The sequence below is a fragment of the Acinetobacter sp. Root1280 genome, from assembly GCF_001425285.1.
Taxonomy (GTDB): Bacteria; Pseudomonadota; Gammaproteobacteria; order Pseudomonadales; family Moraxellaceae; genus Acinetobacter; species Acinetobacter guillouiae.
In genome coordinates this window covers 16,834-34,813 of record NZ_LMED01000011.1, presented here as the reverse complement: position 1 = coordinate 34,813, position 17,980 = coordinate 16,834, and the positions used below count along the sequence as shown (strand labels likewise).

The following is a 17,980-nucleotide window of genomic DNA, read 5'->3' as shown; positions in this document are numbered from 1 at the left end:
TGCATAAGTATTGTGAATGGAATGATTAAATCCATGTTTAAACTCATAAAAAAAGGCGCCAAAGCGCCTTTTTTTAGATCAAACAACTTAGCCTTGTTGGCGCGCTTGTTGCTCTTTTAACAAATCTTGATAGCTAACAACTTCATCAGTTACTTTAGCAGCAGCTAAGATATGATCAACAACTTGATCTTCTAACACTACGCCTTCGATTTGAGCACGTTGTTGCTTATCAGTTTTGAAATATTCAATCACTTCAGTTGGATCTTCATAAGAAGAAGCCATATCTTCGATATAAGCATCAACACGTGATTGATCTACTTCAAGTTTAGCATCAGCCAATACTTTGCTTACCAATACACCAAGTTTAACTGCTTTTTCAGCTTGTTCTTTGAACAATTCATCAGGAAGCATGCTGCTGTCAAATGCTTTAGCACCTTGAGCACCAAACTGCTGAGTAAATTGTTGAATCATTTGTTGACGTTGACGGTCAATTTCTTGAGCCAACATAGATTCAGGAACTTCTACGTCATTTGCAGCAACAAGTGCATCAAAAGTTGCACCTTTCACTTGGTTACGTAGGCCATTTTTAACTTCACGTTCCATGTTTTTGCGAACGTCAGCTTTTAATTTCTCTACGCCTTCTTCTTCAGTTAAACCGAAGATTTTAAGGAATTCAGCATCAATTTCAGGAAGTTTTTGTTTTTCAACAAGTTTAACTGTGATTTTGAATTGAGCTGCTTTACCTGCTAAGTTTTCAGCTTGATAGTCTTCAGGGAAAGTTACATCAATCACTTTCTCTTCGCCTTTCTTCATACCAACGATACCGTCTTCGAAGCCAGGGATCATACGACCAGAACCTAAAACAAGTTTAAAGTCTTCAGCAGCACCGCCTTCAAACTTCTCACCATCAACAGTACCTTCAAAATCGAAAGTTACTTGCATGTCTTTTTTAGCCATGCCTTTAGTTTCAGTCCATTCAGCGCGTTGCTTTTGAAGGTTTTCAAGCATTGCATCAACGTCTTTATCTGTTACTTCAGATGATTTACGTGATACTTCAAGACCTTCAAATTTAGCTTCAACTTCAGGATAAACTTCAACTGTAGCTTGATAAACTAAAGCATCATCTTTGTTTTCAACTTTGTCGATGTTTGGCATACCAACAGCGTTGATTTTTTCTTGTTGAATTGCTTCAAATACTGTGTCACGAATGATGTCGTTTACAACTTCTTGGTAAATACCAGCGCCGTATTCACGACGTACAACGTTTACTGGCACTTTACCTTGACGGAAGCCGTTGATCTTCACAGTTTTGGCAGTGCGTTTCAAGCGAGCTTCAAACTGCTCGTTAATACGGCTCGTCGGTACAGATACATTTAAACGACGGGCAACGCCCGAAACCGCTTCAGAAGTTACTTGCATGGCTTCCTCGATAGAATTTAATAATTACAGTTTTTCAAAAAGTGCCACATTATATGACAACATTTGAATATATACAAAACACCTGTGTAAATCATTTTATTTCGGTCACGGATTTCCCCATTATGTCGCTTTTTTAAACCAATCCCCTTCTTTGTAGTCAAAAGCCAGAAATCCGCATATTTTGAGAAATTTACCAAATTCAAATGCTTTAGTGACAATAGAATAAATTTATTTACATTTTGAAATATCTATAAATAAAACTAAATAAATAAAATTCAAAAAGTTAAGTGAAAATTCAACATATTTTCAATTCATTTTCTCATCATAAACTTTTAAAACTATCGACAAATTCAATTTCAAACAGATGAAATAAACAATAAGAATCATTATTATTCGCATACAAATTTGCACTACTCTTAGTGAGTTTAAGTATGTCTTTTATCAAATCACGCAAAAAGATTGTTACTACAGCAATCGCTTCATCTCTTTCAGTTATTGCAACGTCAGCCATCGCTCAAGACGAAATCGCAAAACTGCCAACAATTAAAGCACAAGCAACGACTGAACAAGGTTTAAAAGTAGATCAGTCTGCCAATACAAAATTTGTTGCGCCACTTTTGGATACACCTAAATCTGTATCTGTTATTTCAAAACAGCTGATTCAAGATACTCAAGTAACAACACTTGCAGATGCACTTCGTACAGTTCCAGGAATTACCCTTGGCGCTGGTGAAGGTGGTAACCCAAATGGCGACCGTCCATTTATTCGTGGTTATAACTCTGAAAGTTCTATGTTTGTGGATGGTGTGCGTAATTCCACTTCACAAAACCGTGAAATGTTTGCAGTAGAACAAGTAGAAGTCATCAAAGGGTCAGCATCTTCACTTGGTGGTGCTGGTTCGGTTGGTGGTAGTGTAAACATGATTTCTAAAGTCGCTAAAAAAGGCGATGCTTTAGAAGGCTCTGTTGCGGGTGGTACAGATAACTACCAACGCATTACCCTTGATGGCAATAAAGATTTTGGCAATGGGATTGCTGCTCGTATTGCAGTGATGGGACACCAAAATGAGAAAGCGGGTCAACATGACGGCGCAGAATATAAACGTGCTGGTATTGCGCCAAGTATTACTTTTGGCTTAGACACTGCGACTCGTGCGACGTTAAGTTACTACTATTTAAAGTCAGACGATACACCAGATTCGGGTGTGCCATATAATTATGATGCTTCGAAAAAAGCAACTTTTGGTAAGCCTGTAGATGTTAAACAAGGCATTTACTATGGCTTACATGATCGTGATTTTCAAAAACAAGAAAACCAAATTGGTACAATTAAATTAGAACATGATTTAACTGACAATTTAACCATTACCAATACTGCAGTGTATAACAAGTCAACGAATGATTATCTTTGGACTCAACCAGATGACTCAAAAGGTAATGTCCTAAATGATAAAGTTTGGCGTCGTATTAACTCACGTATTACTGACACAGATATTTTCACAGATCAACTTGCATTGACTGGTAAATTTAACACTGGTGCAATTAAGCATAAGTTTAATGTTGGTGCAGAATATAGTGATCAAAAATCAGATAAAGGTAGCTATACGACCACTTATCCAGGTTACACAGGTACTACAACTGGTGGTTTCAACAGCGATTGTAAAATCAATGATGCGTGGTGTACGTCTTTAACAAATCCAAATTCGAAAGAAGAATGGTTAGGTTCGGCAGTTGCTAATCGTAATACCACCACGACTACAACAAAAGTTACATCAGTTTATTTGCTTGACAATATTGAATTTAATCCACAATGGCTACTTGACCTAGGTGTTCGTTGGGACAAATTTGACACTGAGCAAGTGACGAATGCAACAGGCGCTAAACTAGAAAATAATAAAGACTTTTTTACTTACCAAGCTGGTTTGACATATAAACCTATGAAAAATGGTTCGATCTATGCAAGCTATGCAACATCAGCTAACCCAGTGGGTGTTGATGGTGGTGATGGTTCAGAAGCGATCGGACAAGCTTATATGGACTTAAAGCCAGAAGAAGCGCGTACTTATGAAGTTGGAACTAAATGGGACCTCTTCAATGATCGCTTAAACTTAACAGCTGCTGTATTCCGTACAGAAAAACAAAATACTCGTATCCAATTAGATGCTGGTACCTACACCAACGGTGGTGAAAGTAAAGTTGATGGTGTTGAGCTTAGTGCTACAGGTAAAATTACAGACAAATGGGATATTACGGCTGGATACTCTTATCTAGACAGTGAAATGACCAACCCTGGTCCGTCATGTAATCGTGCTGGAACATGTACATACCCTAACCCAGCGAAAGGCAAACAACTTCCTAACGTACCTAAAAACTCTGCAACACTTTGGACAACCTATCAAGTTCTTCCACAGTTAACTGTTGGTGCTGGGGCATTAGGTATGGACAAAGTCTATGGTGATGCTGCCAATACTAAATATGTATCAGGTTATGTACGTTATGATGCAATGGCTCGTTACAACGTTAACAAAAATGTTGATTTACAGCTTAATGTAAACAACCTTTCAGACAAGCGTTATTTTACTAAAGCTTATGCATCTCACTATGCAACAGAAACTGAAGGTCGTAATGCTGTCTTATCAATTAACTTTAAATATTAATAGTTAATACTTTAAAAATTAAAGTGAAATGGCTCCTTTTCATAGGGGCCATTTTTTTACCTACAATTTAGCTCGTTGTGTCTTTTATTGAAGATAACTTCCATCGTTATTAATCCTTACTAAAAAATAATTCTATAATTTCCAATAGTTACTTTTTACCATTCATTAAAAATACTTTAAATTTCAGCAATATGATCAAACTCCATCAATCATATCCCCTATAGTTTTCTTTAATTATCTTTAATAGATTAAACAGTTTTTCCGTATGAATAATCATTTATATTTATTGTTAATGAAAATAATTATCATTAGAATTCGCAACTAAAGAATTTTGTTACATGATTTAACATTTCCTCCATATTTACTGTACGTTCCTCACACTCATAAGTGAATGTGCAGTTATGGAAATTCTAAAGTTACTCTTAGGGATACCTACAATGGCCAATATCAAAAGCCGTAAACATAACAAAGCGAAATCACTTGTTGCTTTAGCTGCTACCCTTCCTTTTATTGCACATGCTGCAACGACTGAGAGTGAACCAGTAAAACTTCCATTGATTACTGTAAAATCTGAAGTGGAAAATACGACATATAAGGCAGATCAGGTTAGCTCTCCAAAATATACTCAACCATTACTTGATACACCTCAAACAATTTCCGTAATAAAAAAGGAATTATTACAAGAACAAGGGGCAACATCTTTAGTTGAGGCTTTGCGTAATACACCAGGAATCACATTACAACTTGGTGAAAATGGTAATACCAGTGCTGGTGATGCCTTTCAAATGCGAGGTTTTTCAACCCAAACATCAACTTATGTAGATGGTATTCGTGATCTAGGCGCTATAAGCCGTGATGTATTTAACTTAGAGCAAATTGAAGTCGTCAAAGGACCTTCTGGCTCAGAAGCAGGACGTGGAGCTGCGGCAGGCTATATTAACCTTGTAAGTAAATTACCTTATCTACAAAATAGTCGTTCTATTTCAGCAACCTATAACACTGCTGAACATGCTCGTCTGTCTGCTGATATTAATCAAGCACTCAATAACAACACTGCTGTTCGCTTAAATGTTATGGGACAAAATGGTGGTATCGAGGGCCGTGACTATATTGAAAACAACAGCTATGCCGTTGCTCCTGCAATTGCTTTCGGTTTAGATACAGATACTCGTTTCTATTTATATTCACAACATGTTCGTCAGCGTAATATTCCAGATGGAGGTATTCCTACCATTGGTCTAAAAGGCTTTTGGAATACAGATTCAGATTTAGCCAAAGCACCTAAAGTTGATCGCGAAAACTATTACGGTCATATCGATGACCATGAAGATGTCGATGCAGATATAGTAACTGCAAAAGTTGAGACAGACCTTACTGAGAATTTAAAATTTACAAATATCTCTCGTTTTGGCAAAACTGAAATGGATCGTGTTTTAACAGGGATCAATACACTAAGCAGAAATAATTCCACGGATCCATCGCAATGGACCATAACCCGCTCTCGCCAAGGTGTAGACCAAGAGAATAAAATTATTGCAAACCAAAGTACAATTAATTGGGGAATTAAAACAGGCTCTATCGAACATGATGTTGTTTTAGGTCTAGAATTATTAAAAGAACAACAATACACAAAAAGCTTATCAACGCAGACACCAGGTACTAAAGCACCAACCACACCAAATGCAAATTTATATCACCCCGATCGATATCAAGTTTTACCAAACTTAGTTGATACAGGTGGCTATTCAAATGGTACGACTGATACAGCAGCTTTATATGCATTCGATACATTGAAATTTGGGGAACGTTTCCAACTCAGTGGTGGTATCCGTGTTGATTATTATGAAACTGATTTCAAAGGTTTATCAGTTGCTACAAATGCAACAACTTTAGCTATCACCAAAACACCAACAAATTTAACAGCAAACGATACTTTGGTCAGCTGGAAACTAGGTGGCTTATTTAAGCCTACAAGCAAAAGTAGTGTTTATGCCGCTTATGCAAAATCGTTAACGCCTCCAGGAAGTGCTAACTTTAGTCTTTCTGCAGAAGGAATTAACAGTGCTGCGGCTAAACCACAAGAAACTAATAATTATGAAATAGGCACAAAGTGGGATTTGCTTAATGACCAATTGGCTGTAACAGCTGCTGCTTATTATACTGAAAATGAAAACCAATTTACTCAAGATGTGATTACTAAAGAATCCATTCAAGAAGGCAAAACGATAGTCAAAGGTATAGAACTCGGTGCAGTTGGTAAAATTACAGATGCATGGAATATTTCTGCTGGTGTTGCTCACATGAAAACTGAGCAAGAAAATCAACTCAGTATTAATGCAACAACTGGTGCAATTACCAAAACCAATAATGTCCGCTGGTCGCCAGAATGGACTGCAAGCTTATGGTCAACTTATGATATTAAAGGCTTTAAAGTTGGTGTTGGTGCACGTTATGTAGATGATCAAAAACGTGTCATCACTGACAGTACTTCACTTGCTGCAATGCCTTCTATTCCAAGCTATGTAGTATTCGATGCTTTAGTCGGTTATACATTCAATAAAAATGCATCTGTAAATTTAAATGTCTACAACCTTGCAGATAAAGACTATATCAGTACATTAAATAATGGTGGTGGCCGTGTGGTGCTTGGACAACCTCGTTCAGCAGCATTAACGCTGAACTATAAATTCTAAAATTCAATTAAATTTACATTTAGTTGAATGTCAAAAAGTAGTACATTCTCTGTGAATATACTACTTTTTTATTTGCACAAAATATTGTTTCAAGGAGTGATTAAATTCAATGATGCTACATATCCCCGAAGTCTTAAGCAAACAACAAGTTTCTGAGTTTAGAAAATTATTGGAAGATGAAAAACTTTGGGTGAATGGTAGAAACAGTGCAGGCGCTCAGGCACAACAAATTAAAAATAATTTACAAGTTGATGTGCAACATGAAGTCTATCAAATGATTTCCACACAGATTTTAAAAATCCTAAAACAAAACCTTTTAGTACAATCTGCAGGATTACCAAAACATATTTTACAGCCCATGCTAAATTGCTATCAGGATTCAGGAAACTACGGCAACCATGTTGATAATGCAGTGCAATATTCGTCACTGACAGGACAAATGATCCGTACAGATGTTTCGATGACTATATTCTTATCCGAACCAGATGAATATGAAGGTGGTGAGCTGATTGTTGAAGACAACTACGGTAGTCATGAAGTGAAACTTGATGCAGGCGATGCAATTCTCTATCCAGCTACGAGTCTACACCGTGTCGAACCAGTAACGTCTGGACAACGAATTGCCGCTTTTACATGGATGCAAAGCATGGTTAAAGACGATTGGCAACGCAGTATGTTATTTAATTTAGATATCACTATTATCAAACTACGTCAGCAATTGGGTGATAATGAAGAAGTGGTTAGTTTAACTAGTCATTATCATAACTTACTTCGTCAATGGGGCAATTTATGATTTCGACAACAGCAAATACTCCTCTTACTCCACTCACTCAAATTCCAGCATATTTACAGACAATTGCGGATTACGAGAAACAAGCAGAACAGCATCTGCCTGAAAACACTTGGCACTACTTGCAAGGTGGGGCGATGGATGAGCAAAGTGTTCAAGAAAACTTACAACAATTTAAAAATATTCAACTGATTCCAAGACTGCTCAATGACTTAACTCAAGGCTCGACAGAATGTGAAATTTTAGGGCAAAAATTTCCTCATCCAATTTTTCTTGCACCGATTGGACATCAACAATTGTTCCACCCAGAGGGCGAAGCTGCGGCTGCACTGGCAGCCGAAGTTTTAGGAAGTAATATCGTACTCAGTACTTTCACCAATACCGATATGCGAAGTTTAAAACAAGAAAACCCGCTGAAATGGTTCCAACTGTATTGGCAAGGTGATCGTGAAAAATCATTGGCCTTAGTTCGACTCGCAGAACAACAAAATTTTAAAGCGCTTGTGATTACAGTAGATTCACCGCATACAGGGATTCGTGATCGTGAACGTCGGGTGAATTTTCAATTGCCAGAAGGCATGCAACACCCCCATACACCTACCCACATTCCCCTGCCCGAAATTTCTGAGCATCAACATCCTGTATTCAACGGTTTAATGCAAATTGCACCCAAATGGGCAGATATCGAATTTATAATTGCCCATAGCCATTTGCCTGTAATTTTAAAGGGTGTGCTACATCCACTCGATGCAAAAAAAGCAGTCGAAATCGGCGTAAAAGGCTTAATCGTTTCTAATCATGGTGGACGAGTACTCAATAGCAGTATTTCCCCACTGACCGCCTTAGCAAAAATTAAGGCCGTTGTTCCTCATGATTTTCCTTTACTTTTGGATGGTGGAATCCGCCGTGGTACAGATATATTTAAAGCATTGGCTTTAGGCGCATCTGCGGTGCTGATTGGTCGTCCTGCGATCTACGGACTCTCGGTTGCTGGTGCTTTAGGTGTCGCCCATGTGATTAAAATTTTAAAGGAAGAATTTGAAATTACCATGGCATTAATGGGAACTGCTACCGTAAAAGAAATCAATCAAGAATATATTTTTCAAGATTAAGTCATTCAAAGGAAATTTTTCTCTCAACTGATATTTTTTATGCAAATTAAGGAAATTATTTCCAAGATAATTGTTTTAGAATTAATCTCAAGTTAAACCATTTGTAAGTTATCAGTGTTTAGATTTATCTCGTGTTACCCACGTATAAATTTATGAAAATTTACTGTGTTTTCATCTTAAAAACACTTGTAAATTGAACAGATAGACACAATCTATATTTGTAGTAAGTTGCCTTTACCCAAGAGACGAGCAACAACAACTACACAAGGAGTTACCTCATGATGTTGGCTGATCCAAGTAAAAAATATCGTCGCATGTACCAACGTGTAGACTTGCCTGACCGTCAATGGCCAAATAACGAAATCAATAAAGCGCCAATTTGGATGAGTACCGACCTTCGTGATGGTAACCAAGCGATTTTCGAGCCAATGAACATCGAACAAAAATTCAAAATGTTCGAAATGTTGGTCAAAATTGGCTTTAAGCATATTGAAATTGGCTTTCCTTCAGCATCACAAGTTGATTTTGATTTCACCCGTAAGTTGATTGAAGAAGGTCATATTCCAGATGACGTTTATATCGAAGTCTTGGTGCAAGCGCGTGATCATTTAATTGCACGTACTTTTGAGGCTTTACAAGGGGCAAAACGTGCCATTGTGCATATCTATAACTCAAATTCACCCACTTTCCGTAAAAAAGTATTGAATGTTGATGCCAATGGTGCAAAACAATTGGCAATGAATGCGGCAAGCAAAGTAAAAGAATATGCAGCCAAACAGCCTGAAACTGAATTTATTTTTCAATACAGTCCAGAATGTTTTACAGCAACAGAATTAGAAGTTGCTAAAGATGTTTGCGATGCAGTAACTGAAATTTGGGAAGCATCACCTGACAATAAAGTCATTTTAAATTTACCTGCAACTGTTGAGGTTTCAGGTCCGCATGTCTATGCCGACCAAATCGAATGGATGCATCGTAATTTGCAACGTCGTGATGGTGTGATTATTTCAGTACATTGTCACAATGATCGTGGTTGTGGTATTGCAGCATCTGAGTTAGCGATCATGGCTGGTGCTGATCGTGTTGAAGGTTGTGTATTTGGGAATGGTGAACGTACTGGTAACGTTGACGTTGCTGCAATTGCATTAAACATGTACACACAAGGTGTGGCATGTGAGTTAGATTTTTCAAACATTAATGAGATTATTGCCACAATAGAAGAATGTACTGGCTTGCCTGTACATCCACGTCACCCATATGCTGGTGATTTGGTCTTTACCGCTTTCTCTGGTTCTCACCAAGATGCAATTAAAAAAGGCTTTGAGTTCCAAAAAGACGAAGAAATTTGGGATATGCCTTACTTACCAATCGACCCTAAAGATTTAGGTCGTGATTATGATGCTGTGATCCGTGTCAACTCACAGTCAGGTAAAGGCGGTATTGCCTACTTATTAGAGTCTAACTATAACGTGGTTTTACCTCGTCGCTTACAGATTGAATTCTCACAAATTGTTCAGCAAGTTGCAGATGAAGAAGGTGTTGAAGTTTCAGCTCAACAAATTTGGACCTTGTTTAAAGACACCTATGTTGCTGCAAAAGATGCACACTATTCAGCGAAAAATTATAGATTGTCAGATGAAAATGGTAGCCAAGTGATTGAGCTTGATGTGGTCATCAATGGTGAAACTCAGCGCTTACGTGGTGAAGGGAATGGTCCAATTTCTGCGATTTTAAATGCACTTCAATTACCAATTGATGTCTTAAACTACGAAGAACGCAGTATCAGTTCTGGTGCACATGCAAAAGCATTGGCATTGATCGAACTTCAAGTCCAAGGTACAGGTAAATCTGCATTCGGTGCTGGTGTGCATGACAATATTGTTACCTCTTCAATTGAAGCAATTATAGCGGCAACCAATCGTTTGATTGACCAAGGTGTTTTAAGTACTGAACAAGTCATCGCTGCTGCTGTATAAGCGATATCAGTTAAAAGACTTTAGAAAGGATGCCCCCTAGTGGTATCCTTTCTTTTATTTATTGATGTTATCAAGCAATCTCTTCGAACAGCTTTATATCTTTTAAAAATAATTTAAAGATAAAAAGATACATGGAAATTTCATCCATGATTGTTTGAGATCAGACTGGTGTTGGCGAGTAGTGAACACGTTTGGCGATGAGAAGCAAAGTTTCACAAGATCGCTCTCTGATAAAGCTTAAGCTTTTCATTTTTTCGAAAGAAGAATACGTTGAGCCTCAGCAAAGCCAAAACATTCATTGTGACCCTACTCGACATCATCACTCATCCTGAAGTGAACTTTAATGATAAAAGCTATTGTGAAAACCATGGAATATCATTAATTTATTAGCCATACAGATGACTTAGATATCTCTAATATTCGTAATTTATCGACCTTCTAAAATTTTAAGGTGAACATTTCCAGTGTCTTTTCCAGCTGATTCAGTGGGGCTCGTTACTCCACAAAAGTTTGAATTTGAAGAACCGTTAGAGCTTGAGTGTGGTCGAGTATTGCCACGCTATGAAATCATGGTGGAAACCTATGGTGAGCTCAATGCAGATAAATCAAATGGAATTTTGATTTGCCATGCACTTTCAGGACATCATCATGCGGCTGGCTATCACCATGAAGACGATAAAAAAACCGGCTGGTGGGATGCATGTATTGGGCCTGGTAAAGCCATTGATACCTCGAAGTTTTTTGTGGTCGCACTCAACAATATCGGGGGGTGTAGTGGCTCAACGGGACCCACTTCACCTAACCCTGAAAATGAAAATCGCCCATACGGTCCCGACTTTCCATTAGTGACTGTACGTGATTGGGTTAAAACCCAAGCCCTCCTCTCTGACCGCTTAGGGATAGATGTTTGGTATTCAATCATTGGTGGTTCTTTAGGTGGCATGCAGGCTTTACAATGGTCTGTGGACTATCCTGACCGTTTACAAAAATGTGTCATCATTGCCAGCGCACCAAAGCTTTCCGCACAAAATATTGCATTTAACGAAGTGGCACGTCAGTCCATTTTGTCTGATCCAGATTTTCACAATGGCCGCTATTTAGAACTCGATAGTTATCCAAAACGTGGCTTAATTTTGGCACGTATGGTGGGTCATATTACCTACCTTTCCGAAGAAGCCATGAAACAAAAATTTGGCCGTGATTTAAAATCAGGCAAATTTATGTATGGTTTCGATGTTGAGTTCCAAGTTGAAAGCTATCTGCGTTATCAAGGCGAACAATTCAGTCGTAACTTTGATGCCAATACTTATCTGATCATGACCAAAGCCTTGGATTATTTCGATCCATCACGTGAATATGAACAGTCACTGACGAAAGCCCTATCTAATACCAAATGCCGCTTCCTAGTGGTGTCATTTACAACAGACTGGCGTTTTAGCCCAGAACGTTCGCAAGAGATTGTCAACGCCTTGATTACCAATCAAAAACCTGTGAGTTATTTGGATATTGATGCTGAGCAGGGCCATGACTCATTCCTATTCCCTATCCCCTTGTACGTCAAATCCTTACGTGCATTTTTAGGTGGTATTGAACACCTTAATTCAACACCTAAGGAGGCTTTGTAATGCGTATTGACCAACAGCTTGCAGAAAAATGGATCAATGCTGGTGCAAGTGTGCTCGATTTAGGTTGTGGTGATGGCGAATTATTGTCACAAATGAGCAAAAAACAGCAAATTCATGCTTACGGGCTAGAAATCGATCAAGAAAAGATTGCAATTGCCGTCAGCAAAGGGTTAAATATTATACAACAAGACTTAAACCTCGGTTTGGGACGCTTTGCCGACCAGTCTTTTGACTATGTGGTTATGGCACAAGCTTTGCAAGCTGTAGATGCACCTGATGTGCTTCTGCGCGATATGGTGCGTGTGGGGAAACAAGCAATTATTACGTTTCCTAACTTTGCGTATTGGAAAACACGGTCTTTCCTTGCACTGAAAGGCAAGATGCCTGTTTCTGATGCCTTACCGTATATGTGGTACAATACACCTAATATCCACTTATGCACCTTTCGTGATTTTGAAGCATTATGTGCTGAAAATCAGATTCAAATTATTGATCGACTCGCTGTAAATGGGAACCAACAAGGTAGCTTTTTAAGTAAAGCCATACCGAATTTGTTCGGCGAAGTCGCTATTTATCGAGTGAGCGCTCTATGAAGAAATTATTATTAGGCAGTACGTTATTTTTTGGGCTAGTGAGTATTCAAGCCCATGCGGACTATGTACCGCAGCAACAACAATCTGTATCAGCAATGGCAGCACAATATGCACATATGAATGTGACAGATTTACAAAAAGCAGCCAAAGCTGGCCAACCTGCTGCACAATTTTATTTAGCAACACATTTCCAGGCTGGTACTGGCGGTGTATCTAAAGACCTTAAACAAGCATTTACATGGTTTAAAGCTGCGGCTGACCAAGGTATTTCTGCGGCTCAGTTGAATGTTGGTCGTATGTATGCTGATGGTTTAGGCGTTTCTAAAAGCGAAACATCTGCGCGTCAATACTTTGAAAAAGCAGCAAGCCACGGCGATAACCGTGCAAGCTTTAATCTTGCGGTGATGGAAGAGCAAAAGAAAAACTACATGGGCGCTTATCAGTGGTATGAGCTTTCTACACGTGATGGTATGTTAGACAATAAAGTGATTAACATGTCGCAAACCAAAAAAACTGCTTTGGCTGCTAACTTAACTCAAGACCAAATTCGTACTGCGACACAACGTGCAGATCAATGGATTCAAGCTCAATAATTTGATTTTCATCGATCATAAAAGCACCTTCGGGTGCTTTTTTTACTGCTATCCATTTAAGTATTTCAACTGGGATTGTTGACAATGCAAGACCTATTCAAACAATTAATTCAATATGAATGCGGGTTGCATCATCGTGATCGTCAAAACTTTCAAATACTTGATCAACGGTTACATCCAGATTTTAAAGAAATTACCAAATCAGGGTGGGTTGTGCATAAAGCCCAAATGATTGAAGCACTTTTAAACGATACAGATACCGACATCATTCAAGCACAGGATTTTCAAGTTCAGTCGTTATCTGATCATAGCGTTTTACTGACCTATCAAAGCCATCAAATCAATGAGGCAACTCAAGCTCAATACAATGTGGCTTTACGCAGTTCAATTTGGGTTATGAATGATCACGGTATATGGCAAATGATTTTCCATCAAGGCACCACTTGTGCATTTGAGAAGTAAATCGAGTTCTTCTATGTATGGAAAAATATGCAAAAGAAAAAATATTATGCTTCACGCAAACAAATGATTCCTTTGGCGATTTTTGCTGGAATTTTGGCCTGCCCCTTTTGGGCTGCGACCGTGCTTTTGATCTGGGAAATGTTTGAATGGAAGAATGGCTTAAAAAGTCTCTTTTCGCTATTTCTTGTTACGCCATTGGGTCTCATTGCTTATTTTTTCAGTAATAAAGCTATTCAGATGTTTAGCAATCAACGTCCTATTTTAACCCTCTCCCAAGACATGATTAGAAGCATTGATTTTAAAGGTAGAGTGATAATTAAAAAACACATTAAAATACCAGAGATCTATAAAGTTGAGCTAAAAAAAACCTTACTTGATCGACAATACTATTTACTTTTTATCATGAAAGATAACAGCAAACAGAAACTCAATGTTGGACTAGGTTTTATGAAAAATGAGGATGTTCTCGATTTAAAACAACAGTTAGACAAACGCATTAGCGCAAAAGCAAAACATATCCAGTAAAGCGTAAAGGACGAGAGAATTTAGCCGCATTTTATGACACAGATTAAGTTAAAATAACTCAATTTTAAATTTTGAGTCTGCATCATGTCATCAAAAGATTGGTTATCACAAGGAACCCTGGTACTCGCAAGCAATAACAAAGGCAAAATTGCTGAATTTGAAAAATTGTTTGCTGAATTGGCTTTACCCGTTGAAGTGATTCCTCAAGGTCGACTGAATATCGAAGACGCGATTGAAGATGGTTTAAGCTTTATTGAAAATGCAATTATCAAAGCACGTCATGCAAGCCGTATTTCAGGTAAACCTGCGATTGCAGATGATTCTGGGATTTGCGTTCCCGTATTAGGTGGAGCACCTGGAATTTACTCTGCACGTTATGCAGGTGAGCATGGCGATGATGCAGCCAATAATGCAAAATTGCTGGAAAACCTTAAGCCTTTACGCCAAGACGATCAAGCGATTGAAGCAATGTTCGTATGTGTATTGGCATTGGTTGAACATGCAGATGACCCTTTACCACAAATCTTCCAAGGGATCTGGCAAGGTGAAGTACTAGAGCAAGCTCGTGGTGAAAATGGCTTCGGTTATGACCCACTGTTCTGGTTACCCGAGCTAAATATTTCAAGCGCAGAAATGAGTAAAGCAGAAAAGAACAAAATTAGCCATCGTGGTCAGGCGATGCAATTGTTTAAAGCAAGCTTGAAATAAGCAGTTAAAACCAGCCGTTTAAAATCATACGATTTTGTTAGATTCCTCCTCGCCTTTGAGCAAAGGAGGAATATGATGGATATCGCTAAAACTTATCTAAAACGAAGCAAAATAAACCAATCAACCGATAAAACTATAAAAAATGAATCAACACACCATATAGGACGCATACCACACAACTGACTATCGTTCCCGAAGCAATATATTTTGCTGAAACCCCAGTGCCTTGATAGTGGGTTTCCAATGCGACAATATTAGCAGCTGGCGGTAAACAAAACAGTAAAAACATCACCCCAATATATTGATGGATCTGTGGAACAGGCAAAAAGAAATAAGCCAGACTGCACAATACAACACCACAAACTAACTTTAATATTGCAAGCTTAGTACTGGACAGTAAATCCTCGATATGGACTTTGGTTTTTCTTAACCACATCCCCAATACACACATACCGGTAAAACTCATACTCCATTTAGCCAGAGTATAAATCCAATTAATCCAATCATTTGTCTGAAACTGTTGCACATCAAAACAACGTAAAAGCCCTGCAATGATCAAGGCAATCACAGGTGGCGATTGCAGTACTTTTTTGATAAGCAAATGTTTGGATTGCGGGGCTGAACTTACCGAAGTCACAGCCCAAGAGTTTCCAAAAATTGAAACCCCGATATAGAGCGGTATCATCACCATACTATTGTCTGGACCAAATATAGCCAAGGCAATAGGAAAGCCGAGCCATGCCATATTGGTATAGCTAAAACACAATGAAGCTAAACGATCTTTAGACAGCGTGAGATAAATAAAGAAAAGCGTAAAACATGAGAAAAAAGCAAATAAAATTAAAGCAATACTGCCCGATTTATAAAATACCATATTGTAAATAATCACAATCGGGATAAATAAGCGAGCCAACAGCAAAGAGATGAGTGATTTTAAGTTTACTGAAAATTTGCTATTTGCCAGTATCAGCCCACAGATAAATGATAAAACTGGAAATAACAAAGCCACAATACTACACCTTATTCTCAAATCATGAACATACTAGCATTTTCCAAATATAGATGACGTTTAACATATCAAAATAATTTATAAATATTGTCTGTCTTTAAATTGAAATATTAGTGTCACTTTTTTGTCATGGATAACTGTTGTTATAGCTGTTAATAAATAGGAGTTAAAACTATGGCTGGATTATCGATTTGGCATGTACTTATTTTTGCAATCGTTGTGATTCTACTATTTGGTACATCAAAGCTAAAAAACTTAGGTAAAGATGTTGGTGGTGCCGTAAAAGATTTTAAGAAATCAATTAAAGAAGAAGAGGCAACAACTGCTTCACTGACTGAAACGCGTACACTAGAACATCAAACTAGCAATACTGATGTGAACTCTACAGTAAAACACTAATCGGTGAGGCGTAGATCATGTTAGATGTTGGATTTTCAGAACTGTTAGTGTTTGGGATCATTGCTCTCTTGGTATTGGGACCAGATAAACTTCCTGAAGCTGCGCGTTTTGCTGCCAAATGGTATAGCAAATTTAAACGTGCAATTAGTAGTGTCCAAAATGACATCGACCGTGAATTACGTCTTTCTGAATTTAGAGAACAAATGCAACAAGAGATGCAAAAAATTCAAGAACTTGAACAAAAAATGCAGGCTCAAATGCAAGAGTTACAACAACAAAAAATTGCTGTAGAACAAGAAAGTCATCTCGCAATAACAGACAATAAAAAAATTCACACGACTTATCATAAACTTGATATTACGGTCCCCGCTATTTATATGTCAAAGACTTGGTTAGATAAACAAAACTGTACTGTAACTCGACCACAAATTGTTCTTGTTAAAGAAGTACCGCAATTGAAGGTGGCTGTATGAGCGACTCATTAGCACCACAAGTACATGATGCCTCGTCTACCGAGACGCCGCCTTTAGATGCAATGCCGATTACTCAACACCTGATGGTATTACGTAAGCATTTATTTAAAATTGTTGGCGCACTCATCGCTATATTTTTTTGTTTATTGCCATTTGCCAATAAGACCTATATTGCATTATCAGAACCACTCAGAAAACAATTACCTGCAACCTCAACCATGATTGCAACTGATGTTACAGCAACATTCATGGCGCCGTTTAAGTTAAACTTCTTTATTGCGCTTATGTTGGCGATGCCCTTTATCATCTATCAACTTTGGGCGTTTATTAAACCTGCATTATACGAAAAAGAAAAAAATCTAGCATTTCCGTTGTTGTTTGGCAGTATTGTGCTGTTTTATTCAGGGATCGCTTTTGCTTATTTTATTGCATTGCCATCCATCCTGCATTTCTTTATCAGTGTTTCACCAGAAACCGTCGCGCCAATGACGGACATCAATAGTTATTTAAGCTTCTGCCTAAAATTATTCTTGGTCTTTGGCGTAACCTTTGAAATCCCGATCATTACTTTAGTGTTAATTTTAGTTGGTTTCGTCACCACTAAAACATTGGCTGAAAAGCGCCGCTTTATCGTGGTGGGATGTTTCTTCGTATCTATGTTTATTACCCCACCAGATGCAATTTCAATGATCATGCTCGCAATTCCAATGTGGATGCTATTTGAGCTGGGTTTATTGCTGGGTAAAGTGATTGAAAAACGTAAAACTGTAGATGCTTAAGTATCAAAATAAAAAGCTTTTTAATATTTAAATGACTTCTTTTGAGGTCATTTTTTATTTTTAAGCGTGTTAAATTCTTTTTAGAAACAACTATAAAAATAAGTCTATCGCTTAATCTTCAGCCCTTTTATTCGAATACATTAGATCTATTTCATAAGTCAAAAGTG

General features: G+C 37.9%; 16 protein-coding genes. 14 read left to right on the top strand and 2 right to left on the bottom strand.

Annotated features, from left to right (window positions below):
- Positions 1-87 precede the first annotated feature (87 nt).
- Positions 88-1,419 (bottom strand): trigger factor, encoded by a 1,332-nt coding sequence (gene tig / locus ASC84_RS09615; RefSeq protein ID WP_004726530.1) that lies wholly within the window; start codon positions 1,417-1,419, stop codon positions 88-90.
- A 431-nt stretch (positions 1,420-1,850) separates the two neighbouring features.
- Here tig and ASC84_RS09610 point away from each other — a divergent pair, with 431 nt between their 5' ends.
- The 11 genes from ASC84_RS09610 to rdgB all read left to right on the top strand — a co-directional run bounded on the left by ASC84_RS09610 (position 1,851) and on the right by rdgB (position 15,153).
- Positions 1,851-4,076, top strand: a complete 2,226-nt coding sequence (locus ASC84_RS09610; protein ID WP_056514095.1) for a TonB-dependent siderophore receptor — start codon at positions 1,851-1,853, stop codon at positions 4,074-4,076.
- A 437-nt stretch (positions 4,077-4,513) separates the two neighbouring features.
- Entirely contained in the window at positions 4,514-6,769 is a 2,256-nt protein-coding gene (locus ASC84_RS09605) for a catecholate siderophore receptor Fiu (RefSeq protein WP_056514092.1), read from the top strand.
- Between the two features lie 109 nt (positions 6,770-6,878).
- On the top strand, positions 6,879-7,562 hold the full coding sequence (locus ASC84_RS09600; RefSeq protein WP_056514087.1) for a Fe2+-dependent dioxygenase: 684 nt from the start codon (positions 6,879-6,881) through the stop codon (positions 7,560-7,562).
- Positions 7,559-8,671, top strand: coding sequence for an alpha-hydroxy acid oxidase (locus tag ASC84_RS09595; RefSeq protein ID WP_056514084.1), 1,113 nt, complete (start codon positions 7,559-7,561; stop codon positions 8,669-8,671). Before ASC84_RS09600 ends, ASC84_RS09595 begins: the two co-directional genes overlap by 4 nt.
- A 278-nt stretch (positions 8,672-8,949) precedes the next feature.
- Positions 8,950-10,647, top strand: coding sequence for a 2-isopropylmalate synthase (gene leuA, locus ASC84_RS09590; RefSeq protein WP_004726520.1), 1,698 nt, complete (start codon positions 8,950-8,952; stop codon positions 10,645-10,647).
- Positions 10,648-11,111: 464 nt separating this feature from the next.
- Entirely contained in the window at positions 11,112-12,272 is a 1,161-nt protein-coding gene (locus tag ASC84_RS09585) for a homoserine O-acetyltransferase (RefSeq protein WP_004726519.1), read from the top strand.
- On the top strand, positions 12,272-12,865 hold the full coding sequence (gene metW, locus ASC84_RS09580) for a methionine biosynthesis protein MetW (RefSeq protein ID WP_004726517.1): 594 nt from the start codon (positions 12,272-12,274) through the stop codon (positions 12,863-12,865). Before ASC84_RS09585 ends, metW begins: the two co-directional genes overlap by 1 nt.
- Positions 12,862-13,458, top strand: a complete 597-nt coding sequence (locus ASC84_RS09575) for a tetratricopeptide repeat protein (RefSeq protein WP_004726515.1) — start codon at positions 12,862-12,864, stop codon at positions 13,456-13,458. Before metW ends, ASC84_RS09575 begins: the two co-directional genes overlap by 4 nt.
- An 84-nt stretch (positions 13,459-13,542) precedes the next feature.
- Positions 13,543-13,920, top strand: coding sequence for a DUF4440 domain-containing protein (locus tag ASC84_RS09570; RefSeq protein ID WP_056514081.1), 378 nt, complete (start codon positions 13,543-13,545; stop codon positions 13,918-13,920).
- A 27-nt stretch (positions 13,921-13,947) separates the two neighbouring features.
- Positions 13,948-14,445, top strand: a complete 498-nt coding sequence (locus ASC84_RS09565) for a hypothetical protein (RefSeq protein WP_056514080.1) — start codon at positions 13,948-13,950, stop codon at positions 14,443-14,445.
- 84 nt (positions 14,446-14,529) lie between these two features.
- Positions 14,530-15,153 carry an RdgB/HAM1 family non-canonical purine NTP pyrophosphatase gene (rdgB, locus tag ASC84_RS09560; RefSeq protein ID WP_056514079.1) on the top strand — a complete coding sequence of 208 codons (624 nt, stop codon included), beginning with the start codon at positions 14,530-14,532 and terminating at the stop codon, positions 15,151-15,153.
- A 133-nt stretch (positions 15,154-15,286) separates the two neighbouring features.
- On the opposite strand, the gene ASC84_RS09555 is transcribed toward rdgB, so the two are convergent.
- On the bottom strand, positions 15,287-16,162 hold the full coding sequence (locus tag ASC84_RS09555; protein WP_056514076.1) for a hypothetical protein: 876 nt from the start codon (positions 16,160-16,162) through the stop codon (positions 15,287-15,289).
- A gap of 174 nt (positions 16,163-16,336) precedes the next feature.
- On the opposite strand from ASC84_RS09555, the gene tatA reads away from it, so the two are divergent.
- Genes tatA through tatC form a run of 3 tightly spaced genes read left to right on the top strand, consistent with a single transcriptional unit; the run spans position 16,337 to position 17,813 of the window.
- A complete protein-coding gene (tatA, locus tag ASC84_RS09550) occupies positions 16,337-16,561 on the top strand; it encodes a Sec-independent protein translocase subunit TatA (RefSeq protein WP_004726505.1) in 225 nt (74 codons plus the stop codon).
- Between the two features lie 17 nt (positions 16,562-16,578).
- Entirely contained in the window at positions 16,579-17,034 is a 456-nt protein-coding gene (gene tatB, locus ASC84_RS09545; RefSeq protein WP_004818879.1) for a Sec-independent protein translocase protein TatB, read from the top strand.
- Positions 17,031-17,813 (top strand): twin-arginine translocase subunit TatC, encoded by a 783-nt coding sequence (gene tatC / locus ASC84_RS09540; protein ID WP_056514073.1) that lies wholly within the window; start codon positions 17,031-17,033, stop codon positions 17,811-17,813. Before tatB ends, tatC begins: the two co-directional genes overlap by 4 nt.
- The last annotated feature ends 167 nt before the right edge of the window (positions 17,814-17,980 follow it).

Coding starts and splice junctions, on each gene's coding strand:
- tig (WP_004726530.1), bottom strand. CDS start 1,419: ATGCAAGTAACTTCTGAAGCGGTTTCGGGCGTTGCCCGTCGTTTAAAT.
- tatB (WP_004818879.1), top strand. CDS start 16,579: ATGTTAGATGTTGGATTTTCAGAACTGTTAGTGTTTGGGATCATTGCT.
- ASC84_RS09595 (WP_056514084.1), top strand. CDS start 7,559: ATGATTTCGACAACAGCAAATACTCCTCTTACTCCACTCACTCAAATT.
- ASC84_RS09600 (WP_056514087.1), top strand. CDS start 6,879: ATGATGCTACATATCCCCGAAGTCTTAAGCAAACAACAAGTTTCTGAG.
- ASC84_RS09610 (WP_056514095.1), top strand. CDS start 1,851: ATGTCTTTTATCAAATCACGCAAAAAGATTGTTACTACAGCAATCGCT.
- tatA (WP_004726505.1), top strand. CDS start 16,337: ATGGCTGGATTATCGATTTGGCATGTACTTATTTTTGCAATCGTTGTG.
- leuA (WP_004726520.1), top strand. CDS start 8,950: ATGATGTTGGCTGATCCAAGTAAAAAATATCGTCGCATGTACCAACGT.
- ASC84_RS09570 (WP_056514081.1), top strand. CDS start 13,543: ATGCAAGACCTATTCAAACAATTAATTCAATATGAATGCGGGTTGCAT.
- tatC (WP_056514073.1), top strand. CDS start 17,031: ATGAGCGACTCATTAGCACCACAAGTACATGATGCCTCGTCTACCGAG.
- ASC84_RS09605 (WP_056514092.1), top strand. CDS start 4,514: ATGGCCAATATCAAAAGCCGTAAACATAACAAAGCGAAATCACTTGTT.
- rdgB (WP_056514079.1), top strand. CDS start 14,530: ATGTCATCAAAAGATTGGTTATCACAAGGAACCCTGGTACTCGCAAGC.
- metW (WP_004726517.1), top strand. CDS start 12,272: ATGCGTATTGACCAACAGCTTGCAGAAAAATGGATCAATGCTGGTGCA.
- ASC84_RS09565 (WP_056514080.1), top strand. CDS start 13,948: ATGCAAAAGAAAAAATATTATGCTTCACGCAAACAAATGATTCCTTTG.
- ASC84_RS09575 (WP_004726515.1), top strand. CDS start 12,862: ATGAAGAAATTATTATTAGGCAGTACGTTATTTTTTGGGCTAGTGAGT.